Source organism: Pseudomonas sp. NFACC32-1, assembly GCF_900101215.1.
Classification (GTDB): Bacteria; Pseudomonadota; Gammaproteobacteria; order Pseudomonadales; family Pseudomonadaceae; genus Aquipseudomonas.
Map to the genome: position 1 here is coordinate 86,539 of NZ_FMUL01000011.1, position 24,411 is coordinate 110,949.

Below are 24,411 nucleotides of genomic sequence, written 5' to 3' on the forward strand. Positions count from 1 at the left end.
GGCCATCGATCAGCCTCACAGGCTGGGGAGCAAGAGTCCGCTCCACCACGCCAAGGTCACCAGGACCTGGCCGGGAATGACGTATCCGGCGAACCGTCGTCCGCCACTGAGCCAGGCCACCGCGCACTTGCTCAGCGAGTTGGTACTCAGGGCCATCAGGACTGGCACGGCGCTGCCGTCGAGAGACAACAAGCCGGCCTTCGCCAGGGATGCGATGGAGGCTATCGAGGCATGGGCGTCGGCCAGCCCGCTGAAGATGGCGGTCAGGATCACCCCTGTCTGCCCGAAATGGTCGAGCATCGCCGAGGACAGGAGCGCGATCCCCGTCATCGCCAGCGTCACCAGGAGCGCCAGCTTGAGGTTGAACGCACCGCCGACCCTGATCGGTTCATAGACCTGCCCCTTGGGGCGGGGAAACATCAGCAGACCGGCATACAGCAGGGTCATCGACACGCCGCACAGTATCGGCCCCCATATCCAGCGCAACAACGCCGGCTCCACGGCGCCGAGGATCAATGCCATCTGCGCCAGCGTGGCCAGGTTCGACAGTATCGCGGCGGCGCTCAGCGCCTTGATGTCGTTCGGCTGCCGGGCGGCGATGTCCCCCATGGCGGCGATGGTCGCCGTAGCGGAGGCAAACCCCGAGGCAATGGCGCTGACCGCGTAACCGTAGCGGGCACCCAGGGTACGGACCGCGACATGCCCCAGCGCGCCCACCGCCATCAGCATGACCGTCAAGGTGCAGATGGTGCGCAAGTTGATGGCATCGAAGGGCCCCAGGAAACGATCCGGCGCCAGCGGCAGCACCACCAGCGCAGCGATCAACAGCACCAGGCCGTCGCGCAGTTCGGCGGCGGTCAACTGGCTGCGGGCAAAGTGGTGCAACGCCTGGCGACTGGCGAGCAGCCCCACCATCACCACCCCGATCGCCGTCGCCAGGGCCGGGGCATTCACACACAACGCGCCCAGCACCAGTACGGCGAACAACGCCACTTCAGTGGTGATACCCGGGTCCTTGTCGAGGCTTTTCCAATGCGCCGCCGTGACCAAGGCGCCCAAGGCCAGCATCACGAACCCCAGCAACAGGGGCCCGCCCACCTGGACCGTGAGGTAGCCCAGCAATGAAGTAACGGCAAAGGTGCGCAAACCGGCGAAATCACGCTGGTCGCCCTCGCCCTTGCGCCGCTCGCGCTCCAGCCCGACCAGCAGGCCGATACCCAGCGCTGCCGCAGCATTGGCGAAGACCAGGGGCTCGGTCATGGGAACGACTCGATGGCGATTGCTCCGCTGATGTCTGGGGCCAGCCCCAAGCCTGCCTCATGCGGGCCCGGGAACGACTGTTCATGATCAACCATAGCGCCATTGCCTGGCCCTTGCCGCTCTTCAAGCAACGCTTTCAACCGAGGTTGATACAAATCAAGTTCTTCAGGCCCGAGGCGCTCATGATCGAACCAGACACCACGCCGAGCGAAGGGTCGCCCGGTGCCTACAGGTCCTTCCGGGAGGTTTGTCATGTCTACGCAACCACGTCTGATGCTGGTCGTTTCGCCGCTGATGGAACACAGCCCCGCCTTCGATCGCGCGGCCGCCCTGGCCAAGGCCGAAGGTGCCGCGCTGCACATCGTGGCTTTCGACTACCTGGAAGGCCTGGCCACGGCCGCGCTGGTCAATGAGCAGGCGCTGGAGCAGATGCGCCTCGGCTATATCGAACGCCATCGCCAGTGGCTGGAGGAACAGGCCAGGCCGCTGCGCAAGCTCGGTATCGAAGTCACCACGGAGGTGGCCTGGGTCGAGCGCCCCCTGCAGGAAATCCTGATCCATCTCAAGGAACAGCCGATGGACGCGCTGATCAAGTCGGTGGACGCGCAGTCCTGGTTCACGCGCATGATGTTCACGCCGCTGGACGTCCACCTGCTGCGCGAGTGCGAAGTGCCGCTGCACTTCGTCAACAAAGCCACGCATGCGCGCCCGCGCAAGATCCTGGCCGCCATCGATCCGTTCCATCACGACGGACGCTACGAAGGCCTCAACGACCGGATCCTGAACGAAGCCAACAAGCTGGCGACGGCCTGTGACGCAACGCTGGAGGTGGTCTACGCCTACGACCTGTCATCCATCACCGCCGCCGAATACGGCTTTGGCAATGGGTCGGTGTTCTTCTCCTCGACCCTGGCCCGGCAACTCTACGAATCCCAGGGCGCGGCATTCGATGCCCTGGCCGAACGCAATGGCATTGCCCCGCAACAGCGGCGCATGATCATGGGCGACCCGGCCAAGGTCCTGGCCAGCTACGCAGCCTCCCATGACATTGACGTCATCGTCATGGGACGAGTGCGCTACAGCGGCCTGGACAAGCTGATCGGCAGCACTGTCGAGGCGTTGCTCTACAAGATGCCCTGCAGCGTATGGGTCATCGCACCGCAGCAGGTCGACTGAATGTCGGAACGTCAGCCTGGGTGGGCGGTTCAACTGAGCGCCGCAAGCGCAGACAGCGTAAGCGCGCCGTCGGGCGATGCAGCGGCCGAGCGCGTGCCTGGCACCGCCGATGCCGTAGCCTGGCACACGCTGCCCGCCGAACAGGTATTGAGCCGGCTCCAGGTCAACGGGCGTGCCGGGCTCGGCCCCGACGAGGTTGGCGCCCGGCGCGAGCGCAGCGGCTTGAATTGCCTGCCCGCCGCCCCCCCTCGACCGGCATGGCGGCGGTTCCTGCAGCAATTCAACAATATCCTGATTCATGTGCTGCTGGGCTCAGCGCTTATTACCGCGGTGTTGCAGCACGTGTGGGACACGGTGGTCATCCTCGCCGTGGTCATCGCCAATGCGATCATCGGTTTTGTCCAGGAGGGCAAGGCGGAGAAGGCCATGGATGCCATCCGTCAGATGCTGGCGCCCCGGGCGGCGGTGATTCGTGGCGGCAAACGGATCAGCATCGCAGGCGAAGAGCTGGTACCGGGCGACATCGTTTTGCTGGAGGCCGGCGACAAGGTCCCGGCCGATCTGCGCTTGCTGCACGCAAACAGACTCCAGGTCCACGAAGCCATCCTGACCGGTGAATCCGCCCCGGCCGAAAAAAATACCGGGCCCGTGAGCCTGGACGCCGCCCTGGGCGATCGTGCCTGCATGGTCTTCAGCGGTACCCTCGTCACCTGTGGCCAAGCCACCGGCGTGGTCGTCGCCACCGCGACCTCGACTCAGATCGGTCGGATCAGCGACCTGCTGTCCGGAGTCGCTCCCCTGACCACTCCCCTCGTGCAGCAGATGAACGTCCTGGCTCGCTGGCTGACGATACTGATCCTGTTGATCGCCGGCCTGCTGCTGGTCTACGGACACTTCGCAGGCCACTATCGGTTCACTGAAATATTCATGGTCGTGGTGGGCATGTCGGTGGCGGCGATTCCCGAAGGGCTGCCCGCCGTGCTGACCATCACCCTGGCGGTCGGGGTTCGCGCGATGGCCCGCCGCAACACCATCGTGCGACACCTTCCCACCATCGAGACACTGGGTTGCGTATCGGTCATCTGCACGGACAAGACCGGCACCCTCACTCGCAACGAGATGATGGTGACGTCCGTCGTCACCAGCGACTTCGCCTTCACCGTCGATGGTGCGGGTTATCGGCCAGAGGGCGGCATGAGCCTGGCCGACCAGTTGATCGACACCTCCAGTCATCCGGTGCTGGCCGAGTTGGCCCTGGTCGCCAGCCTGTGCAACGACGCCATGTTGAGCCAGCGAGAGGATGACTGGAAAGTCGAGGGCGACCCCATGGAGGGTGCGCTGCTGGTCTTTGCCGCAAAAGCCGGCATCGACAGTGAAAAAGAACGTCGCACCTGGACCCGTACCGATACCATCCCGTTCGACGCAAGGCATCGCTTCATGGCGACACTGCATCACAACCACGCGCGACAAGCCTCGATCCTGGTAAAGGGTGCCCCGGAGCAGATGCTCGGCATGTGCTCCCGGCAGCGTGGCGCCAACGGTGACGGCGAGCCGCTGGACGCAGGGTATTGGCGTGCACAGGTGGACACCCTTGCCCGGCAGGGCCAGCGGGTACTGGCATTGGCAAGCCGCACGGTACGCCCCGAGCACACTGTCCTGGAACTGGCGGACATCCAGGGTCCCCTGACCCTGCTTGGCATGGTTGCCATGATCGATCCACCTCGATCGGAAACCCTACAAGCCATCAAGCAATGCCAGGGAGCCGGTATCGTGGTGAAAATGATCACCGGGGATCATTCCGGCACCGCCTGCGCCATCGGTCACCAGATCGGCCTGCGCAACCCCGACAAGGTCCTGACGGGCCTCGACCTGGACGCCATGGACGACGTCGCCCTGAAGGAAGCCGTGAAAGCGGTGAACATCTTCGCCCGCACCAGTCCCGAACATAAACTCCGGCTGGTGATGTCGCTGCAGTCCAACGGCATGACGGTGGCAATGACAGGAGATGGGGTCAACGATGCCCCCGCCTTGAAACGCGCGGACGCCGGTATCGCCATGGGCGAAAAAGGCAGCGAGGCGGCCAAGGAAGCCGCGGACCTGGTGCTGGCCGATGACAACTTCGCTTCCATCGTCGCCGCTGTGCGCGAGGGCCGGACGGTCTACGACAACATCAAGAAAGTGCTGAGCTGGACGTTGCCGACCAACGCGGGCGAAACCATGACCATCGTGGTTGCCTTGCTGCTGGGCATTACCCTGCCCGTGACGCCGATACAGATCCTGTGGATCAACCTGATCACCGCTGTCACCCTGGGCATCGCCCTGGCCTTCGAACCGACCGAAGAGAACACCATGCGCAGGCCGCCACGACCAAGGCAGGCACCTCTGATCAGCGGTGCGCTGATCTGGCATATGGTGCTGGTTTCCATACTGTTCCTCTGCGGTGTCTACGGGATCTTTTCCTATGCCCTGAACCGCGGTTATTCCGTGGAGCTGGCGCGGACCCTCGCCGTGAACACCCTGGTCGTCATGGAGATCTTCCACCTGTTCTTCATCAGAAATCTCTACGGTACCTCGCTGACCTGGAAAGGCGTCCGAGGCACCAGGGTCGTCTGGACGACCATCGCCGTGGTCAGCCTTGCCCAGCTAGCCATTACCTATGTACCGGCGCTGCAGGCAGTATTCGCGACACAGGCGATTGCCTTGATCGACGGGTTGCTGGTCATCGGGGTGGGCACGGCCCTGTTCGCGATCATCGAGATTGAAAAACAGATCCGACTGCGCCTGACCGAGCCCAAGCGCGCAACGCCACTGGACGAATGAAGCCTGTCGCTGTACAGAGTTGACCGACGTCGCCTGCAATCAACGGATGTACCGGAGAACGCCCATGAATATAGACTGGCTCAACTTCACGCCGTGGTCATCCCTGGCCGGAGGGATGTTGATCGGCCTGGCGGCCAGCCTGTTCGTCGTCGCCAATGGCCGGATCGCCGGCGTCAGCGGACTGATCGCCAGTCTGCTGGAGCGTGGGGAAGGCTTGAGCGAGAAGGCCCTGTTCATCCTGGGTCTGCTCGTCGCACCACTGTTCTGGGGTCTGTTCACCTCGTTGCCGGCAATCGAATTCCAGAGTGGCTGGTTCGGCCTTATCGTCGCGGGCCTGTTGGTGGGGGTCGGCACCCGCTACGGTTCAGGATGCACGAGCGGCCATGGGGTGTGCGGCCTATCGCGACTCTCGCCGCGCTCGATGATCGCCACGGCGTGCTTCATGTTCAGTGGCTTTGCCACGGTGTTTGTCCTGCGCCACGCAACAGGAGCCTGAACATGCCCAAGCTCACCGCATTCATTGCCGGGTTGCTCTTTGGCCTGGGCCTTCTGCTGGCCGGCATGGCCAACCCGAAGAAGGTACTGGCGTTCCTCGACCTGGCCGGCGCCTGGGATCCGTCCCTGGCATTGGTGATGACAGGCGCGATCGGCACGGCCATCGGCCCACTGGCCTGGGCACGCCGACAGTCCCGCTCACTGCTGGGCAACCCCATGCAACTGCCGGTCAAGCGTGAGCTGGATCGCCGCCTGGTCGGTGGCAGCCTGATATTCGGCATCGGCTGGGGCATCGCCGGCATTTGCCCCGGGCCCGCGGCTGCGGTCTTGCTGACGGGACGCTGGCAGGCCCTTGTGTTCACCCTGGCGATGCTGGCGGGCATGTTGCTGTTCATGGCCCTGGAGGCCCGGCGCAACCGCCCCACGCTCAACGCCGGCACCCCGCGTCATGAGCGGCCATAGGTACCTGCCCGTGGCGCTTTTCCATTCTCGCTACAGGTATGGCCGTCATGTCCCGTTCACAGCCTGATCGTTTCGATGTCGTCATTATCGGCGCAGGCCAGGCTGCCCTGGCGACAGCCTATTTCCTGCGCCGCACGCCGTTCTCGTTCGTCATGCTCGACGCCCAGGAAGGACCGGGAGGCGCGTGGCGACATGGCTGGAACTCGCTGCGACTGTTCTCCCCCGCGACCTGGAGCTCGCTCCCCGGCTGGATGATGCCCCCCACGCAGGACGGCTATCCGTCGCGCAACCATGTGATCGATTACCTCGACCGGTACGAGCAGCGCTATGGATTGGAGGTGGTGCGACCGGTGCGGGTGACCGCTGTGGAGCGCATCCAAGGCGGTTTACGGGTCAGCGCCGCGGACCGGCAATGGGAGGCACGGGTGGTGGTCAGTGCGACAGGTACCTGGAGCAATCCCTATATCCCCCGCTACCCTGACGCCGCCCTGTTCGCCGGCCAGCAACTGCATTCGGCCCATTATGTCGAGGCGCGGCCGTTCGCCGGCAAGAACGTCCTGGTGGTGGGAGGCGGCAATTCCGGCGCGCAGATCCTGGCCGAGGTGTCCAGGGTCGCCAGGACCACCTGGGTCACTCCCCAGGCCCCGCTGTTCCTTCCCGACGAGGTGGATGGGCGTGTGCTGTTCGAACGTGCCACCGAACGCTGGAAGGCTCAACAGCAAGGGCGTGTGATCGACCAGCCCGTGGGTGGTTTGGGGGACATTGTCATGGTGCCGCCGGTGGTCGAGGCACGTGAACGCGGCGTCCTGCAGTCGGTACGACCTTTTGAGCGCTTCAGCCGCAACGGTGTGATATGGGCCAATGGCAGTGAGTCGCTCGTGGACGTGGTGATCTGGTGCACCGGGTTCAGGCCCGCCTTGCAGCACCTGGAGACCCTGGTACCCATTGACCGCGAGGGGCGTGTCGAAGTCCAGGGGACCCGCTCGATTCAGGAGCCCAGGCTATGGCTGGTCGGTTATGGCGAGTGGACCGGTTCGGCTTCCGCGACCCTGATCGGCGTCACGCGCACGGCACGCAGCACTGCCAGCGAAATAGCCGCCTTTCTCAGCGCACACCCCACCGACAACGGGCCCGGGTAGCTCAACCCGCTACACGGAAGGCACATTCCTCTGGCGCTGGCCGATCTCCAGGGTCGCGCACAATCCGCCCTCCGGTCGATTTTCCAATCGGATGCGCCCTCCCAGACGCTCTGCGATGGTCCGTACGATGGTCAGTCCCAGACCGGCGCCCTGATCGTTGCCGCGGCTGTAGAAGCGTTCGAAAAGCCGTTCACGCTCGGCTTCATCGATGCCGGGCCCCTGGTCCTCGACCGACAGTTCGTAATGATCCTCCTTGCGCACGAGGCGTACGGTGATCTGTCCGTGGGCGGGAGAGAAATTGGCGGCATTGGTCACCAGGTTGTTCAGGGCGATATGAACCGCCACCGGGTCGATGTCCACTGGTGCGATGTCGTCACCGACCTCCAGAACCAGTTCCAGTCCTTTGCTCAATAGCCATGGCGTCAATTGGACCAGGCCTTCACGAACCGTGGCGGGCAGGTCGATCGCCTTGGACATGGCAGCGCCGGTCTGCGGTTCGAGGCGTGCCATGGTGAGCAGTTGATTGACCAGGCGCGTGGTGCGATCGACACCGGCCAGCAGATGCTCGAGGGATTCGCGGCGGCTTTGCTCGCTACCCGCTTCCATCAGGTTCTGCGCGTGCACCCTGAGCACGGCCAGGGGCGTGCGCATCTCATGGGCGGCATCGGCGATGAAGCGTCGCTCGCGGCCCATCACCTCCTGGATTTGCGCCAGCACGCGGTTGAGCGCCGCCTGCATGGGCTCAAGCTCCGTCGGCAACGGCACCATCCGCAGCGGTTCGAGCGAGCCTGGGTGCCGGGCACGCAATGTCGCCGCCATGTCCACCAGGGGCTTGAGTCCCCAGCCGATGGCCAGCCAGATCACCGTGGCCAGGAGCACGCTGCCGATCAGGTTGGGCAGCACGGTATGACGAACGATACGGTCCACCAGGTCGGCGCGCACATCGTCGCGCTCCCCTACCCAGATCTTCAGGCCGTACTGCGGGTCGTCCAGCACGAATGCCCGCCATGTGTGGTTCTTCTGGTCCACCACTTCGCTGAAACCGGCGGCGGTCGGTGGCGAAGCGAGGGACGGCGCGCTGGACGTGTGAACCAGCACGGCACCTTGTGAATTCCAGACCTGGAACGCGATCTTGCTTTCGTAGGGGTGACCATCGACCTTGGGCACCGCCAGCCCCAGCGCCGAATTGAATGCCTGGTACAGCTCGGCGTGTTCCTTGCTCGCCATGGGCATGCGCATGACGCCCTGCAGCAGCCGGGCATTCTGCGCCAGTTGCGCATCATAGACTTCAGCGATTTCGTGGTTGCTGTCATGCAGGTTGAAGACCGTGATGATCATCAGGCCAAGGAACAGGAGCCCGAGGATCAGTGTCAGGGTGCGGCGGCGGATCGAACTCATCGACACTCCTCCACCAGATAGCCGACACCGCGGATGGTGCGGATCAGGTCGCTGGAGAATTTCTTGCGCAGATGATGAATATGCACTTCGAGGGTGTTGCTCTCGGCCTCCTCGCTCCAGCCGTACAGCAGCTGCATCAGGTGATCGCGGGTCATGACCCGTCCCGGGGGCGAGAGCAGCTCGTGGAGCAACTGATACTCCTTGGGCGTCAATGCCACCGGTTTGCCCTGGTAGCTGACCTGCTGGGTACCGGGATTCAGGCTGATGCCGGCGTGCTCGATCAGCGCCTGGGCACGGCCGGCGCTGCGGCGCAGCAAGGCCCTCAGCCGGGCCTTGAGCTCCGCCAGGTCGAAGGGCTTGATCAGGTAATCGTCCGCCCCGGCATCCAGCCCGGCGATCCGGTCTTCGGTGGCGTCGCGGGCGGTGAGAATCAGTACCGGCAGGTTGGATCCGCTGTCGCGCAAGCGGCGCAGCACCTGCAGGCCGTCCATGCGCGGCAGCCCCAGGTCGAGGACCGCCAGGTCAAAGGTTTCACTGCGCAGTGCATGCAAGGCACTGCTCCCATCCTGCAGCCAGTCGACGGTATAGCCCTCGCGGCCCAGCGCCTGACGAATGCCCTCGCCCAGCGCCACATCGTCCTCGATCAGTAATAAGCGCACGCGCACTCCCGTCAGTCGAGTTTCCTGTTTACATCCGCCAGCAGCGTTTCGATGTCCTTTCGGCGCCCTGCATCAGCGCTTTCCCGGCCAGGCCGGGGCGCGGCCAGCAAGGCTTTCTGCAGGGCCGCCCTGGCTTCACCATAGCGCTTTTGACGGTAGAGGTGATCGCCCCAGAAGTACAGGCTATCGATACCGTCGGGATTGAGTTGCAATGCCTGCTTGAGCAACTGTTCGGCCTTGTCCGGGTCGCCGAATCCCAGGGGCCAGCCCGGCACCCGATCATACAACGCGCCAAGACTGGTGTAGGCCGAGCCTTGCAGGGCCTGGGGATCAAGGGCCAGGGCCTTTTCCAGATCGGCTCTGGCCTCCTTGACCTTGCTCAGCGCACCCAGCCCGCCCTGGGCGCCGGCCCAACTGCTGTTGACGATTGCGGACCAGATCCAGGCCTCGGCCACGGACTGGCGTTCCTGCTTGAAAGCCGAAGACTGGACGGCGAGCTTTTCGAAAGCTTCGGCCCGCTGGCCTTCAGGCAGATCGTATTGAATGTGCGCCCAGCGCTGCTGGATATCATGCAGGCGTTGCTGGTCGGCGCTGTCCAGGGCCCAGGCGCCTTGACCCAAGGCGCCCAACAGGAAAGCGAGAAGGATTCTTTTCATGGCTTGAGGTGCTCGTTCACAGGTTTATGACTCAGGCGGCGAATCAGCGGCAACTGCTTGCGCAGACCGCGATCCACCAGATTGGGCAACAGACTGTTGAGGCCGACGAAGAACCGCTCGGGCCATCCCAGGTACAGTTCGCGACGATCACCGGTTATGGCGTGGATCACCGCCGACGCCACCGTTGCCGGGTCGTCGACATTGGCCTTGAGCGCCTGGTTGAGGGCGTCGGCCGCCGGGGTGTTCATCGCGGTACGGGTGGCCCGGGGCGCCACGTAGAGCACACCGACACGGGTATCGGCCAGTTCCCGGCGCAAGGCTTCGGAAAACCCGCGCAAGGCGAACTTGCTGGCGCAATAGCTGGCATAGCCGGGGTAGCCGATGGACCCGTAGGTGGAACCGACATTGACCACCATGGCGCTGTCGGCTTGCTTGAGCAACGGCAGCAACAGTTTGGTCAGGCAGATCGGCGCAGTGACATTCAACGCCAGCATGGCGCCGATCTCGCTGTCGTCGAGCTGTTCGAGCATGGCGAAGTGGTTCACGCCGGCGGCGTTGATCAACAGGTTGATGCCTCCCAGGGCCTCCGCGCAGGCCAGGACCTTGCGCCGGTCGGCCAGGTAGGTCAGGTCCGCGCCGACCCAGAACAGATGCTGCGGGTAGCGGGAGATCAAGGGTTGCAAGGTTTCGCGATGCCTGGCCACGGCCAGCACCCGGGCGCCACTGGCGCACAGGGCGGCGGCAATCGCCAGCCCGATCCCACCGCTGGCCCCGGTCAACACCACCCGGGCATCACACAGGCGCATGTTCATGCTCCCCGTCGCGGGGCAGGCCCCGGAACATATCGGTATAGAGCCGGTACACCACCCGGGAGGCATGAATCACCGCAGCCTGGTCCTGCGGGTCGTCCAGCCTGTTCATCAGGCCGCGATAGGTCTGCATGTGCTCGATGTCCAGAGAACCGTGGGAGCTGAGGTAACTGAAGGCCGTGGCCGGCAGTTCCAGGCGCTGGCGGATGCTGTCGGCGGCGTGGGTCGCCAGGGCGATGCTGGTGCCTTCGAGCACGTTGACCATGCCGAACAGCCCCACCGGATTGCCCCGGGCGATCAGGTCATAGAGGTAACCGACCATCAGTTCGATGGGCAACGACGGCTGCCCGTGACGCACGACCTGCGGATCGCCACCACAGGCCGCGATGTCGTCCAGTATCCACTGCTCATGGCCGTATTCTTCTTCGATGTACTCGCATACGGCTTTGCGCAGCCACTCCAGGCGCGTCGGCAATCGCGCGCCACAAGCCATCATCAACGGCACGGTGTGGCGCACGTGGTAATAGGCCTGGATCAGGAACGCCCGGTAAGCGGCCAGACTGACCTGCCCTTCGAGCGCATCGCGAATGATCGGCAGGTTGAACAAGGTATGGCGTTCTTGCTGGGTAGCTTCTTGCAGGGTATCGAAAAAACTCATGGAGCAGACTCCTCGGACAGAACGGATTCGGTGAGCAAGGCACGGTAATGCTCGACAATGGCTTCCCGGCGCGGGCGCCCATTGGCGGTGAGCAAACCATTGGCCGGGGTGAAGGGATGCTCCAGTCGCGTCCAGCGATGGACCCGCGCATAATCGGGTAACGTGGCGTTGACCCTGGCCACTGCCAGTTCCAGCGTTTGCCGGGTGCAGTCGCCGTGGGCCGGCCAGAGCAATGCATGGTTGTACGGCAAGGCTTCGCCATGGACGAAGGCCTGGGCGATATCGCCGCCCTGGGTCAGTTCGGCTTCGACCCACTCGGGATTGACGTTGCGACCGAAACTGGTGACGAACTGGTGTTTCTTGCGCCCGTGCAGATAGAGGAAGCCATCGTCGTCGAACGCCCCCAGGTCGCCGCTGGGCCACCACGCCTGCGTGCAGGGCGCCTCCCCCAGGTACCCGAGCAAGGTCGATCCCTTGATCATGACTTCGCCGTCATCGGCCAGGCGAAGCTGCACGTGGGGCAACGGCTGGCCGACACTGCCGGGGCGATGTGCGTTTGGCCGGTTGAGGCACACCACCGACGCGCATTCCGACAATCCGTAGCCTTCGAATACTGGCAAACCCACCCGCTCGGCCCGTAGCAGCAGATCGCGGGATACCCGCGCCCCGCCCACCGCGGCGAACCGGACGACGTGTGGGTTGAACGCCTTTCGTTCGGCGGCCATGACCAGCATCGACAGCAACTGTGGCACCAGGATCAGGCTCTGCGCCCGGCGCTCGGCCAGGCATCCCAGCAGGCGCGTCGGGTCGGCCCCGCTGGCACCCTGGATACCGAGGGCCTTCTGGCTGGGCAGGCTGAGCATGGCGCCGGCGTACAGAGCCGCGTAGCAGCCGAGGTTCTCCAGGAGAATCGCCAGGGGCAACAAAGCCAGATGATGCCTCGCCCCGACCGGTTGGCTGGCCTGTTCCAGTTCATGGACGACCCGCAGCAGGCTCTCGGCGCCAAGGCAGACCCCCTTGGGCGTACCCGTGGTGCCGGACGTGAAGGTCAGCTTGGCGGTGCCCGCCGGCAAGACGTTCGGCCCGAGATAGTCTCGGCGCCAGAATTCGCCACTGTGCTGGTATCCGGCGGCTTGAAGTTCGTCCGCGTAGGCGGGCTCTGCTATCACCCGCGCGGCCTGGCTCTGCTCCAGGCAGTGGCGCCGCTGGGCCGGGCTGAAGAATCCGGGCAGGATGACGCACGCCAGTCCTTCGAACAGTGCGGCCAGGTCCCAGAGCATGATTTCGATACCGTTGTCCAAGGCCAGCGCGACAACGCTGACGCACTCATCGCGCAAGCGTTGCTGGCGATACCGCACTTCGGCGAAAAGCGTGGCGTAATCCATTTGCGAGCCATCCCCCCAGAGAGCAATGGCATGCCCCCGGCGCTCGGCATGCCCACGCAGGGCTTGCTTGAATCGTTGCATTTCAGGCGACATGGCTTGCCTCCCCAGGGGTGGCCGACAGTCCCGGCGATTGAACAGGCCGGTATTGCGCAGATGAATGAAACCGGCGCGGATGTTTCCGACATGGACCCATGGTTGGCTGTCGTAGTAGCGCCCCCAGAGGTGACGTTCCTCGCCCAGGCGCTGTGGATCGGCCTGGCAAAGGGTCACGGGCTTGAGGCCCAGGCGATGGAAGCTGTTGACCAGGCCGACATTGCCGGTGAACGCCACCCACTCCAGGCCGGCGACAGCCAGCAGGTAAGTGATGGAAATGATGCTCAGCCGGGCGTTGCCGGTGTCGCTGGCGGCCAGGTTGCCGACCTCGACGATGCTGGCACGCTCCACCGGCCGACCGGTCGTAGCCGTGATCAACGGCTCCACAGGCCCGTCCAGGTAACGCTCGAGGAACAACGCCTCTTGCGCGGCCAGGCGCACGCCGGCCACCGCGCCAAGCACGCCCTGGCCGTCATCGAAGCCGAACAGTTCGGGCATGAAATGACGAATGTCGGCGCCGTGTACCTGGCGAAAACGTTGCTGGATAAACGCTTCGAATTCAGTGCGCCGGGGTTCTCCTGACGAAGCCTTGTGCAGGCGACGAAGCGGCTGGCCGGCAACGCCGAAGGCCAGCGGCAGATGAATGTTCCAATCAATATCGGGCATGGATCGACAGTCTCCCCCAGGGCTAGTGGGAGAAAGTATCCAGGCCGTTTCTTAACGAAGTCTGAAGGCGATCAGGCGCTGGCCGCCGGGTCGGCATGCCGGGGCAACCCTACCGACACCACGGCCGCCACCACCACGAACAGGCTGGAGATCCACAGGCACGCCTCCAGGCCATGCACCTGGTACACCCAGCCGGAAAGCAGCGTTCCGATCAACCGCCCCATGGCGTTGGACATGTAGTAGAACCCCACGTCCAACGAAACGCCGTCCTCCTTGGCGTAGGAAACGATCAGGTAGCTGTGCAGGGACGAGTTCACGGCAAACAGCACACCAAATGCCATGAGCCCGCCGAGCAGCACCCCCTGGGACGGCCCGCTGCCCAGCCCCAGCGCGATGGCCGCCGGCAGGCCCGCCAGGGCAAGGGCCCAGAGAAACGCCGTGCGGCCATCCGGCACATGGCCCCGTTTCCTGCCGGTGATGTACGGGGCGAAGGATTGCACGATGCCGTAGCCGATCACCCAGGCGGCGAGGAACCCACCCACCTTCCAGAAGTCCCAGCCCAGGACGCTGCTCAGGTAGACCGGCAAGGCCACTACGAACCAGACGTCGCGGGCACCGAACAGGAACATCCGCGCCGCCGACAACAGGTTGATCGCCCGGCTCTTGGACAGCAGGTCGCGAAACCTGGGCTTGGCCCTGGCCTTGCCCAGGTCCTTTTTCAGCAGGATCAGGCTACCCAGCCAGATCAGCCCCAGTACGCCAGCCATCGCCAGCAGCGAGCCCTTGAAACCGATCAATGCCAGCAAGGCCCCGCCGAGAAAGAAGCCCACCCCCTTGAGGGCATTTTTCGAACCGGTGAGGATGGCCACCCAGGTGTAGAGCCTGCCTTGCTGCCCATCCGGAACCAGCAGCTTGATAGCGCTCTTGGCGCTCATCTTGTTCAAGTCCTTGGCGATACCGGACAGGGCCTGGGCGCCCATCACCCAGTGCACGGTCAGCCAGGCCGATGGCACCGTCAGCATCAGCAATGCCAGGACCTGCATGCCCAATCCGATGTTCATGGTCCGGTTCAGACCCAGTCGAGCGCCGAGATACCCTCCCACCAGGTTGGTGACGACGCCGAAGAGTTCATAGAACAGAAACAACGCCGCAATCTGCAACGGGCTGTAGCCCAGCGCATGGAAATGCAGCACCACCAGCATGCGCAAGGCGCCATCGGTGAGGGTGAATGCCCAATAGTTGCCCGTCACCAGCAGGTATTGCCGCACCGGGGCCGACAGGGTTTTCATGGCTGCTCCTCAGACCGCCAGGCCGACCATCCGGGCCAGTTCGACGGTGCGATTGGCATAGCCCCATTCATTGTCATACCAGGCGTAGACCTTGACCTGGGTGCCGTTGACGACCATGGTCGACAGCGCATCGATGATCGATGAACGCGGATCGGTACGGTAATCGATGGACACCAGGGGGCGCTCTTCGTAGCCGAGGATGTCTTTCAACTCCCCCTCGCAAGCGTCCTTGAACAGCTGGTTCACTTCCTCGGCCGTGGTGGCTCGCTCGACCTCGAAGACGCAATCGGTCAGCGAAGCATTGGCCAGCGGCACGCGCACGGCGTGCCCGTTCAGGCGTCCACGCAACTCGGGAAAGATTTGCGCGATGGCCGTGGCCGAGCCGGTGCTGGTGGGAATCAGGCTCATGCCCGAAGCACGGGCGCGACGCAGGTCCTTGTGGGGTTGATCGAGGATGCTCTGGGTGTTGGTCAGGTCATGGATGGTGGTGATCGAACCGTGGCGGATGCCCAGTTTCTCGTGAATGACCTTGACCACCGGTGCCAGGCAATTGGTGGTGCAGGACGCTGCCGTGACGATGGCGTGTTCGGCGGGTTTGAACAGGTGATGGTTGACGCCCATGACGATGTTCAGTGCGCCCTTTTCCTTCACCGGGGCGCTGACCACCACGCGCTTGACGCCTTGATCGAGGTAAGCCTGGAGCACCGCCACGGTCTTCATCTTGCCGCTGGCCTCGATCACCAGGTCGCAACCCGACCAGTCGGTGTCGGCGATCGCCTTGTTGGCCGTGACCCTGATCGACTTGCCGTCGATGACAATGCTCTCGCCCTGGGCCTCGGCCTGGCGCTGCCAACGGCCATGCACCGAGTCGAAGTTCAGCAGATGGGCATGGGTGGCGGCGTCACCTGCCGGATCGTTGATCTGCACGAACTCCAATTCCGGCCAGTGCCAGGCAGCCCGCAGCGCGAGACGACCGATGCGTCCGAAACCGTTGATACCCACTTTGATCGTCATGACGCCTGCCCCCATATGCGAAAAAACGAATATATGTTTTTACAGATATAAAGGAAAGCCATGGGCCGAAATTCCTGTGCCGGCGGGCGGGCTCCCCCTTCGGTTTGCGAGCAGCCGTCCGGCTTGCGGCGCCTGCCGGCCGGGTCCTGGCTTCACGGGTGGGCAATTTTGCAGACCCTCGACCGGCCGTCCCGTAGTACAGTGCACGGCATGAAATCGACGGTCCACTTCCAGACGCCTGAAGTGGCCACGAACCCTCTCACGTCATCTCCAGCGATAACAGCATGATCGAAATCACTGAAGTTTCCATTGCCCAACTGCGCGCCGCGCTCGAGTCCGGCCAGACGACCGCGGTCGAGCTGGTCCAGGCCTACCTTGCCAGGATCGATGCCTACGATGGACCCGACACGCCCACCGCCCTCAATGCGGTCGTGGTGCGAAATCCCGAGGCGCTCGCCGAGGCCCGGGCATCCGATGCCCGTCGGGCCAAGGGCCAGGCGCTGGGCCCCCTGGACGGCATTCCCTATACGGCGAAGGACAGTTACCTGGTCAAAGGGCTCACCGCCGCTTCCGGCAGCCCGGCGTTCGCCAACCTGATGGCCTGCCGGGACGCGTTCACCATCGAACGGCTTCGCGCCGCCGGGGCGATCTGCCTGGGCAAGACCAACATGCCGCCCATGGCGAACGGCGGCATGCAACGCGGCGTGTACGGTCGCGCGCAAAGCCCGTACAACGCCGACTACCTCACCGCCCCATTCGCCTCCGGCTCGTCGAACGGAGCAGGCACTGCCACCGCCGCCAGTTTCGCGGCCTTCGGCCTGGCCGAAGAAACCTGGTCCAGCGGACGCGGGCCGGCCTCGAACAACGGCTTGTGCGCCTATACCCCTTCTCGCGGTGTGATCTCGGTCCGTGGCAACTGGCCGCTGACGCCCACGATGGACGTCGTCGTGCCCTACGCCAGGACCATGGCCGATCTCCTCGAAGTGTTGGATGTGGTGGTGGCAGAGGACCCGGATACCCGTGGCGACCTGTGGCGCCTGCAACCCTGGGTGCCCCTTCCGAGCGTCGACTCCGTCCGCCCCGCCTCTTATCCCGGGCTTGCCGCCAACGCCGGTGCCCTTGCCGGCATCCGCTTCGGTGTGCCGCGCATGTACATCAACGCCGATCCCGAGGCCGGCACGGCCGAAGCCCCCGGCATCGGTGGCCCGACGGGGCAACGCATCATCACCCGGGCCTCGGTGATCGACCTCTGGGAGCAGGCCCGCCAGGCGCTGCAAGCCTGCGGCGCCGAAGTCATCGAGGTCGACTTCCCGCTGGTGTCCAACTGCGAGGGTGATCGCCCTGGTGCGCCGACGGTGTTCACCCGCGGCCTGGTGTCCAGGGAGTTCCTGCACCACGAGCTGTGGGACCTTTCGGCCTGGGCGTTCGACGATTTCCTGCGGGCGAACAATGATCCGAACCTCAATCGCCTGGCCGACGTGGATGGCCCGCTGATCTTCCCGCACGATCCGGGAACCCTGCCCAACCGGGAGGATGACCTGGCCGCCGGCATGGAGAAGTACGTGGAGATGGCCAAGCGCGGTATCACCCCCTGGGACCAGATCCCCACCCTGCCCGACGGTCTTCGGGGGCTCGAGGAAACGCGCCGGATCGACCTCGAGGACTGGATGGACCGGCTCGGGCTCGACGCGGTGATCTTCCCCACCGTCGCCGATGTCGGGCCGGCGGATGCCGATGTCAATCCGGTGTCTGCCGATATCGCCTGGAGCAACGGCGTCTGGGTCGCCAACGGCAACCTCGCCATCCGGCACCTGGGCGTCCCCACCGTCACCGTGCCGATGGGCATCATGGCAGACATCGGCATGCCCGTCGGGCTGACGTTCGCCGGCCGTGCCTATGACGACTCGACGCTGCTGCGCCTGGCCGCGGCATTCGAATCGCTGGGCTCCAAGCGACGCATCCCGCCCCGCACGCCACCGCTGTCGACCGTTGGCAAATAGACAGGCAGCGGGGTCCGCCCCGCTCCCGCTACAGTCGAAAGTGCTGCTGCAAGGTCCGGCAAAGCAGGCTCACCGCCTCATCGGCGTGTGACGCCTGGGAGCGCATGAACACCACCTCATGCTCCGGTATCACCGCCAGGTCGTCGAGGATCTGCATGCGCGCCGTCACCCGCGCCCGGTCGATCAGGCTGATGGCCAACCCGGCCTCCACGCAGGCCTTCACGGCCTGGTTGGAGGGACTTTCCAGCACGATGCGCACCCTGCGGCCGCTTTGCCTGAGGCCCTGCATCATGGCTTGCCGATAGGGACATTGCGGCGCATGCACCGCCAGCGGAAGCGGGTCCAGGGAGCTGGCCGCCAGGTTGACCGGCGCGACCCAGACCGGCGTGGTGCTCACCAGGACCTGCGCCTGAGGGCCGGGCTGGCCTTTCGGCTGGGCGATCACCGCCGCCTGGAGCTTGCCACGCAGCACCTGGTCCCGCAGCGCGTAGCTTGGCGCCGTCTTGAGCTCCAGCACCACGTTGGACCATGCGGTGGAAAAAGTCGGAAGGATGTCGCGGATGACATGCTCGGCGTATTCGTCCGGTACGCCGAAGGTGACGCGCCCGGCCAGGTGGGTACCGTGCAGATCCGCCAGCACCCGGTCATGGATACTCAGCAGCTCACTCGTGGACAGGAGCAGGCGCTTGCCCAATGCGGTGAGGGAAACGGACTGGTTGTCACGGTTCAACAAACGCCCCCCGGCCACCGCCTCGAGGCGCTGGATGTGCACACTTACCGCCGCCGGGCTTTTGTGGAGCTGCTCGGCCGCCGCGCTGAACTTTCCGATTCGCGCGACGCAATGGAAGGTGCGTATCAGCTCGATATCGAGAATGGCGGACATGATTCAATCCTCCTGAATCACTGCTGCAGGATATTTTGATTTATTAGATTACGCTGCTTTCGTAGCCTGTGGTCATGAACCCTGATAAATCGATGTCTTGCGAGGCCCTGCCCAGACCTGACTGGCGCCAGGCAATTCCACTTCCGATCCTGGAGGCCGGCTTGCTGCTGGCCTGGAGCTCCGGATTCATCGGCGCGCGGTTCTCGGTGGACTACGCACCGGCCCTGCTGGTGGTGTTCTGGCGCTGCGTACTGGTCACGCTCCTGCTGTTTCCCTTCGCCCTTCCGGCGTTGCGACAGGCACCCGTTGCGGTGCTGCTGAAAAACGCAGGCATCGGCCTGCTGGCCATGGCGGGGTACCTGGCCGGTATCACCCAGGGGATCGCCCTAGGCGTGCCCGCCGGCCTTGCCGCGCTGTTCGCCGACCTGCTGCCGATAGGGCTGGCGCTGTTGAGCGCTGGCGTGCTCGGGCGGCGCCTGGCCTGGCCGATCTGGATCGGATTGATGGTCGGACTGGCCGGAGTCGCCTTGGTGACCCAGAGCGCGATGACCTGGGGCGATGCTCCTGCGTGGGCATATGCCTTGCCGTTGCTGGGCATGCTGTCGCTGGCGATCGCGACACTGTGGCAGAAGGCCCTGGCCCCTCGCGAGCAGTTGGGCCTGCTGCCCAATCTCTGGCTGCAATGCGCGGTCTCCGGGCTTGCCTTCGGCATCCTCGAGGGGACGCAGGGCAGCCTGGCGCCGATCCCCAGCGTCGGGTTCGCCCTCAGCGTGGCATGGACAGCCGGGTTGTCGACGATCGGAGGGTATGGGCTCTATTGGCTGTGCCTGCGTCGCGCATCCGCCACCCGGATCACCAGCCTGCTTTACCTCAGCCCTCCCATTACGATGCTGTGGGCCTGGGCCATGTTCGACGAGCCGCTGTCGTGGCAAATGGCAGCAGGCCTGGCGGCTTCAGGGCTGGGCATCTGGATGGTGGTGCGCACGGAGGCCGCCACGCGGACGTCGTGACGCCTCGCCTGACGCACCTGCGCTACGCCGGCGCGGGATACGTCAGTTTCAGCCCCTGTACCCGCGCAGCGGGATTCAATACCGCTTTGTTCGACTTGTTCCGGTCCATGATGTGAATGACGTCGACGCCACGGACCAACAGATAATCGGCGATGATCCTGCGATGACATCGCCACCAGACCGCTTCGGCGCACATGATGGCGCAGCAGTGGTTTTCACTGAGTGCCAGGAGGCGCTGGAGCCCCTCCTCGAACGCCTCCGACAGCGCGTAGTCCGCGTAGTTATGAAAGCTGCGGTTGTCCCAGAACCCATTGGTTTGCTCGGGGATGGTCCTGGATTTCTTCCGCAGGCCTCCAAGCGCCAGGATCCGCTCATGGCGCAGGCCGTACCCCGCCAGTTGTCCGGGCAGGGTATCGAGGTTGTAGTGGGGGTTCGTCCGTGAGCGGGGAACCGTCCTGACATCGACAAGCGTATCGACCTGGAAGCCTTCGAGCATCTCGACGAATTGCTCGAGGGTCCGGGTCGAATGACCGATGGTGTAGACGACTTGGCTCATGGACGGCCCTCGACTCGTGCGATCACCGGGCGCCGGCTCCGGTATTTTCGCCATATTTCTCCAGCAGTTTCAACGTCACGCCATTGGTCCAACCGAAGCCGTCCTGCAGCTCGTATTCACCTCCGCCGCCACCCTGCCCGGCTCCCGACACGTCGTATTTTTCCACCAGTTTGTCTTCGGCGTCATAGAGCTTGCGGACCTGCTGCAGGAATCGCTGGCCGATCTGCCCGGCCAGCGCGGTCTGCCGGTAACGGTCCAGCCCTTGCACCGCCACCCATTGCAGCGGTGCCCAACCATTGGGCTCGTCCCACTGCTGCCCATTGTCGACCTGGGTCGTGGCGATGCCGCCGGGACGCAACAGCCCCTTGCGCACGGCCTCCCCGGTACGATGGCCGCGCTCGGCGCCAGCCAGGCCCGTGTACAGGGGGAACAGTGTCGCGGCAGTGAGGTCCGGCCGCTGACGGTTTTCCTGCCAGTCGTAGTCCACGTAGTAACCCGCCGCTTCATTCCACAGGTGTTTTTCGATGGCTCGCTGGCGCTGCTCGGCGCGCTGGCCATAGGCCTGGACGCACGGTGCGTTTCGCGTGGTTTCACAGGCCTTGGCGATGGTGCGTTCCAGGTGGTAGAGCAGACTGTTCAGGTCCACCGGCACGATGGAGGTGGTGCGGATGCTGGCCAGGTCCTTGCCGTCGCCCAGCCAGCGGGAACTGAAATCCCAGCCGCTTTCGGCGCCCGCCCGCAAGTCGCGCCACACCTCTTCCCGAGGCCTGTCGGGCGCTTGTGCGGCGGTCTTGACGTCCTGCAGCCAGGATTCCTGGCGTGGCGTCGGGCTGGCGTCCCAGTAGCGATTGAGCACACTGCCGTCGGCGAGCTTGACCACGTGGCGGGCGGCCGTGCCGGGCTTGAGCGTCTGGCTGTCCTGCATCCAGTACGCGTATTCCTTTTGCAGTTGAGGAAGGTATCGGCCATAGGCCTGGCTTCCTTCGATATGGGCCTGCAACTCCACCATGTAGGCAAAGAACGGCGGCTGTGACCGGCTCAGGTAGTAGGTACGGTTGCCATTGGGAATGTGGCCATAGGTGTCGATCATGTAGGCAAAGTTGTCGGTCATGTGGCGAACCTGGGCCTTGTCGCCACTTTGTTCCAACCCCAGCATGGTGAAGTAGGAGTCCCAGTAGTACATCTCGCGAAAGCGCCCGCCCGGGACCACATAGGGTTCCGGCAAGGGCAGCAGGCTGCTGTATGGCGGCACTTGCCGATACGTTCGGCTGAGCACCGGCCAGAGCTTGTCGATGTGTTCCTTGATGGGCGCCCCGGGCTTGGGCGCCGGGCTCAGGGCTTCGCCGGACTCGATGAAGTTGTCCTCGACGAAAGCCTTCAGGTCGAAGCCGGCGGCGTCGCGACGGGCCAGGTAATCGGCGCGGATCGTCGCCGGATCACGCTTGGGCAGTGCGTCCACGAAGTGCTTCTGGTCGGTGAAGATCGCGCCACGCTGCACTGCCTCGAACAGTTCGGGATAGGCCTGGTCGGGCGTCTGGGTGACGCGATCCCGGGCATCCATGTAGCTCCAGGTCGCAGCGGGTTGGCTTGAGCAGGCCGCGCAGAGCACGGCAGTGAAGCAAAGGCTGGTAAAGGGCAAAGGTCGCATCGGCGGCTCCATGAGTTGTCGTTCCTGACCCAACGAATGACAGGGCTCTTGCGGGCACGGTTCATTTAAATGAACGTGGGGAGGGTCGGATGGCGGTCGCGCTTTGACAGGTGGCCCTCAAGCAGGCGCCCGCCCAGCCGATAACAATCGAGTAGAAGGACTCCAAGCCTTGCCGGGCTCTGCTGGTCGTATAGGTAATCATCGATGGTCTTGCCGCTTAACCGTTTACTGATGCTTGGCGTCCTGGTGCTCATGGCCGTCAGCGCACTCTCGCCGAACGCCGCGGCAGAGGCTCCGCTGCGTATCGTCACGGAGGAGCTGCCGCCCTACAACATGACCCAGGATGGCCGGGTGACCGGCATGAGCACCGAGGTGGTCCAGGCGGTGCTCAAGGAAATCGGCGTGGAGGCGCCAATCCATGTCATGCCCTGGGCGCGGGCCTACGAGCTGGCGCTCAACGAAGGCAATGTCCTGATCTATTCCATCGCCCGCACGCCGGCCCGCGAGCCGCTGTTCCACTGGGTGGGCGCCATTGCACCGACCCGCTGGTTCCTGTATTCGCTGGCCGAGCGGCCGGTGAAGCTCAGTTCCCTGGACGATGCCCGTCATTACCAGATCGCCACCGTCAACCAGGACGTCGGCGAGCAATACCTCATCGCGAAGGGATTCCGCATTGGCGAGCAACTGCAGTCGAGTACCAAGTACGAGCATAACTACCGCAAGCTCAAGGTCGATCACGTGGAAATGTGGATTTCCAACGAGCTCAACGCACAATACCTGGCCCGCCAGAATGGCGAGGACCCGGCCAAGGTGCTGATTCGTTCGCTGCCGATTCCCGACCTCAGCAGCGAGGAAGGCCTGAGCATGGCGTTCAGCCGCAAGACACCGGCCGAGACGGTGGAGAAATTCCGCGCGGGCCTGGAGGCGATCCAGCGCAACGGCGTCTACGATGCCATCTTGCGCAAATGGCTGTGACATGGCGCGCAATTCAGAGACATCGTCCGCGAAACAGCCACGTATCAAGGCATTCAGCTCGCTAGGCCGTCGGCTGGTACTGGCGACGCTGCTGTTCTGCCTGCTTTTCACCCTGGCGATGGTCACCTTGCGGACCTGGCTGGCGTGGGAAAACAACCTGGCGGAAATGAACTCCGAACTGGTACTGATCGACCAGGTGTTCCAGAACACGCTGGCCCATGCCATCTGGGAAATGGATCGCGAATCGCTGGGCAAGCAACTGGCCAGCGTCGCAAAGGCCGCGCCGGTGGGCCGATTGCTGCTCACTATCCCACGTCCCGGCCAGCCCCCTGAAATCATCGAACTCAACCGATACGCCAACGTGGCCCCGGGGCCTGCGCCTGTGTTGCGTCGCGAGCTCGTCGCGCAGCCCTATGCCGGGGCGAACGAAAAAGTCGGCGAGCTGATCATCGAAGGCGACAGCAACCTGTTGTGGGAGCGCCTCTGGGGCGAGGCCCGCAGCATCGTCATCACCCAGCTTGTCCAGTCGCTGCTGCTGGCCGGCCTGGTCATGACCATGTTCAATCGCCTGGTGACCGTGCATGTGGTCCATATCGCCCGGCACCTGGGCCAGCTCACGCCCGATACCCTCAAACGGCACTTCAAGCTGCAGCGCTCGGTACGGCGCCAGGACGAGTTGAGCCTGCTGGAGTCCCAGGTCAATGAATTGCAGGACAACCTCCACGCCCACCTGGAACGCCAGCGCCTGGATGAACTGGCCATGGCAGCCAGCCGCGACCAGTTGGCCGAGCTGGTCGAGGCACGTACCGCGGAACTGAAGGCAGCCAACCAGTCCCTCGAAGCGTTGTCACGCCACGACGCATTGACGGGACTGCCCAACCGCCGCTACTTCGACGAACTGAAGGAAATCGAATTTCGCCGCGCGCTGCGCCACGGCACGCCGCTGGCGGTGCTCATGTGCGATGTCGATTTCTTCAAGACCTACAACGACACCTACGGCCATATCAAGGGCGACGAGTGTCTGCAGCAGATCGCCGAAACCCTGCGCAGTGTCTTCGGGCGCTCGGGGGAACTGACCGCCCGGGTTGGCGGCGAAGAGTTCGTCGTGGTACTGCCCAACGTCGACGCCAGCCAGGCTTACGAGGCGGCCCAACGGGTCCGCGCGCACCTGGCCGAACGCCAATTGCCCCACAGCGGCTCGACGGTGTCGCCCTTCGTCACCCTGAGCATCGGTGTGGCCGAACTTGATCCTCGCACCATGAATCACTTCGACCTGTTGCTGCAATGCGCCGACCAGGCGTTGTACCGAGCCAAACACCAGGGACGCAATTGCGTCGCCTTCTGACACCCGTGAGGCCTA

At 64.3% G+C, this 24,411-nt stretch carries 21 protein-coding genes and 1 pseudogene; 9 read left to right on the forward strand and 13 right to left on the reverse strand.

What is annotated here, in order from left to right; genetic code table 11:
* Positions 1-15 precede the first annotated feature (15 nt).
* On the reverse strand, positions 16-1,260 hold the full coding sequence (locus tag BLP99_RS17410; protein ID WP_092181202.1) for an MgtC/SapB family protein: 1,245 nt from the start codon (positions 1,258-1,260) through the stop codon (positions 16-18).
* Positions 1,261-1,512: 252 nt separating this feature from the next.
* Between BLP99_RS17410 and BLP99_RS17415 the strand changes: the two genes are divergently transcribed.
* The 5 genes from BLP99_RS17415 to BLP99_RS17435 all read left to right on the forward strand — a co-directional run bounded on the left by BLP99_RS17415 (position 1,513) and on the right by BLP99_RS17435 (position 7,352).
* Positions 1,513-2,436, forward strand: coding sequence for a universal stress protein (locus tag BLP99_RS17415; RefSeq protein WP_072396536.1), 924 nt, complete (start codon positions 1,513-1,515; stop codon positions 2,434-2,436).
* On the forward strand, positions 2,437-5,256 hold the full coding sequence (locus BLP99_RS17420) for a cation-transporting P-type ATPase (protein ID WP_092181205.1): 2,820 nt from the start codon (positions 2,437-2,439) through the stop codon (positions 5,254-5,256).
* 64 nt (positions 5,257-5,320) lie between these two features.
* Entirely contained in the window at positions 5,321-5,752 is a 432-nt protein-coding gene (locus BLP99_RS17425; protein WP_072396524.1) for a YeeE/YedE family protein, read from the forward strand.
* A 2-nt stretch (positions 5,753-5,754) separates the two neighbouring features.
* Positions 5,755-6,213: a YeeE/YedE family protein gene (locus BLP99_RS17430; protein ID WP_072431503.1), complete on the forward strand. Its 459-nt coding sequence runs from the start codon at positions 5,755-5,757 to the stop codon at positions 6,211-6,213.
* A gap of 47 nt (positions 6,214-6,260) precedes the next feature.
* Positions 6,261-7,352 carry an ArsO family NAD(P)H-dependent flavin-containing monooxygenase gene (locus BLP99_RS17435; RefSeq protein ID WP_072431502.1) on the forward strand — a complete coding sequence of 364 codons (1,092 nt, stop codon included), beginning with the start codon at positions 6,261-6,263 and terminating at the stop codon, positions 7,350-7,352.
* Between the two features lie 9 nt (positions 7,353-7,361).
* Here the strand turns inward: BLP99_RS17435 and BLP99_RS17440 are convergent, their stop codons facing one another.
* From BLP99_RS17440 to BLP99_RS17475, 9 genes and pseudogenes are all read right to left on the reverse strand, one after another.
* Positions 7,362-8,750, reverse strand: a complete 1,389-nt coding sequence (locus tag BLP99_RS17440) for a sensor histidine kinase (protein WP_072431501.1) — start codon at positions 8,748-8,750, stop codon at positions 7,362-7,364.
* On the reverse strand, positions 8,747-9,409 hold the full coding sequence (locus BLP99_RS17445) for a response regulator (protein WP_072396710.1): 663 nt from the start codon (positions 9,407-9,409) through the stop codon (positions 8,747-8,749). Before BLP99_RS17445 ends, BLP99_RS17440 begins: the two co-directional genes overlap by 4 nt.
* A gap of 11 nt (positions 9,410-9,420) precedes the next feature.
* Positions 9,421-10,065 (reverse strand): tetratricopeptide repeat protein, encoded by a 645-nt coding sequence (locus tag BLP99_RS17450; RefSeq protein WP_072396498.1) that lies wholly within the window; start codon positions 10,063-10,065, stop codon positions 9,421-9,423.
* Positions 10,062-10,871: an SDR family oxidoreductase gene (locus BLP99_RS17455; protein WP_072396496.1), complete on the reverse strand. Its 810-nt coding sequence runs from the start codon at positions 10,869-10,871 to the stop codon at positions 10,062-10,064. Before BLP99_RS17455 ends, BLP99_RS17450 begins: the two co-directional genes overlap by 4 nt.
* Positions 10,858-11,532 carry an iron-containing redox enzyme family protein gene (locus tag BLP99_RS17460; RefSeq protein ID WP_072396494.1) on the reverse strand — a complete coding sequence of 225 codons (675 nt, stop codon included), beginning with the start codon at positions 11,530-11,532 and terminating at the stop codon, positions 10,858-10,860. The genes BLP99_RS17455 and BLP99_RS17460 overlap by 14 nt, the downstream gene beginning before the upstream one ends.
* The gene (locus BLP99_RS17465; RefSeq protein ID WP_072396492.1) at positions 11,529-13,010 is read right to left on the reverse strand and encodes an AMP-binding protein; all 1,482 of its coding nucleotides are present in this window, start codon (positions 13,008-13,010) and stop codon (positions 11,529-11,531) included. Before BLP99_RS17465 ends, BLP99_RS17460 begins: the two co-directional genes overlap by 4 nt.
* Positions 13,011-13,139: 129 nt before the next feature.
* Positions 13,140-13,676: pseudogene (locus BLP99_RS26525) on the reverse strand (thermostable hemolysin); the annotation flags it as partial.
* Positions 13,677-13,747: 71 nt separating this feature from the next.
* Entirely contained in the window at positions 13,748-14,965 is a 1,218-nt protein-coding gene (gene arsJ, locus BLP99_RS17470; protein WP_092181211.1) for an organoarsenical effux MFS transporter ArsJ, read from the reverse strand.
* 9 nt (positions 14,966-14,974) lie between these two features.
* On the reverse strand, positions 14,975-15,979 hold the full coding sequence (locus tag BLP99_RS17475) for an ArsJ-associated glyceraldehyde-3-phosphate dehydrogenase (protein WP_072396485.1): 1,005 nt from the start codon (positions 15,977-15,979) through the stop codon (positions 14,975-14,977).
* Positions 15,980-16,263: 284 nt separating this feature from the next.
* Between BLP99_RS17475 and BLP99_RS17480 the strand changes: the two genes are divergently transcribed.
* A complete protein-coding gene (locus BLP99_RS17480; RefSeq protein WP_072431498.1) occupies positions 16,264-17,979 on the forward strand; it encodes an amidase in 1,716 nt (571 codons plus the stop codon).
* A gap of 28 nt (positions 17,980-18,007) precedes the next feature.
* Here BLP99_RS17480 and BLP99_RS17485 read toward each other — a convergent pair whose 3' ends face one another.
* Positions 18,008-18,862: a LysR family transcriptional regulator gene (locus tag BLP99_RS17485; protein WP_092181214.1), complete on the reverse strand. Its 855-nt coding sequence runs from the start codon at positions 18,860-18,862 to the stop codon at positions 18,008-18,010.
* A gap of 74 nt (positions 18,863-18,936) precedes the next feature.
* On the opposite strand from BLP99_RS17485, the gene BLP99_RS17490 reads away from it, so the two are divergent.
* The gene (locus BLP99_RS17490; protein WP_072431497.1) at positions 18,937-19,872 is read left to right on the forward strand and encodes a DMT family transporter; all 936 of its coding nucleotides are present in this window, start codon (positions 18,937-18,939) and stop codon (positions 19,870-19,872) included.
* A gap of 22 nt (positions 19,873-19,894) precedes the next feature.
* On the opposite strand, the gene BLP99_RS17495 is transcribed toward BLP99_RS17490, so the two are convergent.
* Together BLP99_RS17495 and treA are read right to left on the reverse strand one after the other, a co-directional pair.
* Positions 19,895-20,428 (reverse strand): DUF488 domain-containing protein, encoded by a 534-nt coding sequence (locus BLP99_RS17495; protein WP_072396708.1) that lies wholly within the window; start codon positions 20,426-20,428, stop codon positions 19,895-19,897.
* Positions 20,429-20,450: 22 nt separating this feature from the next.
* Complete coding sequence (gene treA / locus BLP99_RS17500; protein ID WP_072459023.1) at positions 20,451-22,076, reverse strand: alpha,alpha-trehalase TreA; 1,626 nt, start codon at positions 22,074-22,076, stop codon at positions 20,451-20,453.
* Between the two features lie 204 nt (positions 22,077-22,280).
* On the opposite strand from treA, the gene BLP99_RS17505 reads away from it, so the two are divergent.
* Positions 22,281-23,051, forward strand: a complete 771-nt coding sequence (locus tag BLP99_RS17505; protein ID WP_072396477.1) for a substrate-binding periplasmic protein — start codon at positions 22,281-22,283, stop codon at positions 23,049-23,051.
* A gap of 1 nt (position 23,052) precedes the next feature.
* Entirely contained in the window at positions 23,053-24,396 is a 1,344-nt protein-coding gene (locus BLP99_RS17510; protein ID WP_072396475.1) for a GGDEF domain-containing protein, read from the forward strand.
* Positions 24,397-24,411: the final 15 nt, after the last annotated feature.

Excerpts from the sequence above, each read along its gene's own strand:
- BLP99_RS17495 (WP_072396708.1), bottom strand. The coding sequence starts at position 20,428 with ATGAGCCAAGTCGTCTACACCATCGGTCATTCGACCCGGACCCTCGAG.
- BLP99_RS17430 (WP_072431503.1), top strand. The coding sequence starts at position 5,755 with ATGCCCAAGCTCACCGCATTCATTGCCGGGTTGCTCTTTGGCCTGGGC.
- BLP99_RS17435 (WP_072431502.1), top strand. The coding sequence starts at position 6,261 with ATGTCCCGTTCACAGCCTGATCGTTTCGATGTCGTCATTATCGGCGCA.
- BLP99_RS17510 (WP_072396475.1), top strand. The coding sequence starts at position 23,053 with ATGGCGCGCAATTCAGAGACATCGTCCGCGAAACAGCCACGTATCAAG.
- treA (WP_072459023.1), bottom strand. The coding sequence starts at position 22,076 with ATGCGACCTTTGCCCTTTACCAGCCTTTGCTTCACTGCCGTGCTCTGC.
- BLP99_RS17460 (WP_072396494.1), bottom strand. The coding sequence starts at position 11,532 with ATGAGTTTTTTCGATACCCTGCAAGAAGCTACCCAGCAAGAACGCCAT.
- arsJ (WP_092181211.1), bottom strand. The coding sequence starts at position 14,965 with ATGAAAACCCTGTCGGCCCCGGTGCGGCAATACCTGCTGGTGACGGGC.
- BLP99_RS17490 (WP_072431497.1), top strand. The coding sequence starts at position 18,937 with ATGAACCCTGATAAATCGATGTCTTGCGAGGCCCTGCCCAGACCTGAC.
- BLP99_RS17505 (WP_072396477.1), top strand. The coding sequence starts at position 22,281 with ATGGTCTTGCCGCTTAACCGTTTACTGATGCTTGGCGTCCTGGTGCTC.
- BLP99_RS17480 (WP_072431498.1), top strand. The coding sequence starts at position 16,264 with ATGATCGAAATCACTGAAGTTTCCATTGCCCAACTGCGCGCCGCGCTC.
- BLP99_RS17455 (WP_072396496.1), bottom strand. The coding sequence starts at position 10,871 with ATGCGCCTGTGTGATGCCCGGGTGGTGTTGACCGGGGCCAGCGGTGGG.
- BLP99_RS17485 (WP_092181214.1), bottom strand. The coding sequence starts at position 18,862 with ATGTCCGCCATTCTCGATATCGAGCTGATACGCACCTTCCATTGCGTC.
- BLP99_RS17425 (WP_072396524.1), top strand. The coding sequence starts at position 5,321 with ATGAATATAGACTGGCTCAACTTCACGCCGTGGTCATCCCTGGCCGGA.
- BLP99_RS17475 (WP_072396485.1), bottom strand. The coding sequence starts at position 15,979 with ATGACGATCAAAGTGGGTATCAACGGTTTCGGACGCATCGGTCGTCTC.
- BLP99_RS17415 (WP_072396536.1), top strand. The coding sequence starts at position 1,513 with ATGTCTACGCAACCACGTCTGATGCTGGTCGTTTCGCCGCTGATGGAA.
- BLP99_RS17465 (WP_072396492.1), bottom strand. The coding sequence starts at position 13,010 with ATGTCGCCTGAAATGCAACGATTCAAGCAAGCCCTGCGTGGGCATGCC.
- BLP99_RS17440 (WP_072431501.1), bottom strand. The coding sequence starts at position 8,750 with ATGAGTTCGATCCGCCGCCGCACCCTGACACTGATCCTCGGGCTCCTG.
- BLP99_RS17420 (WP_092181205.1), top strand. The coding sequence starts at position 2,437 with ATGTCGGAACGTCAGCCTGGGTGGGCGGTTCAACTGAGCGCCGCAAGC.
- BLP99_RS17450 (WP_072396498.1), bottom strand. The coding sequence starts at position 10,065 with ATGAAAAGAATCCTTCTCGCTTTCCTGTTGGGCGCCTTGGGTCAAGGC.
- BLP99_RS17410 (WP_092181202.1), bottom strand. The coding sequence starts at position 1,260 with ATGACCGAGCCCCTGGTCTTCGCCAATGCTGCGGCAGCGCTGGGTATC.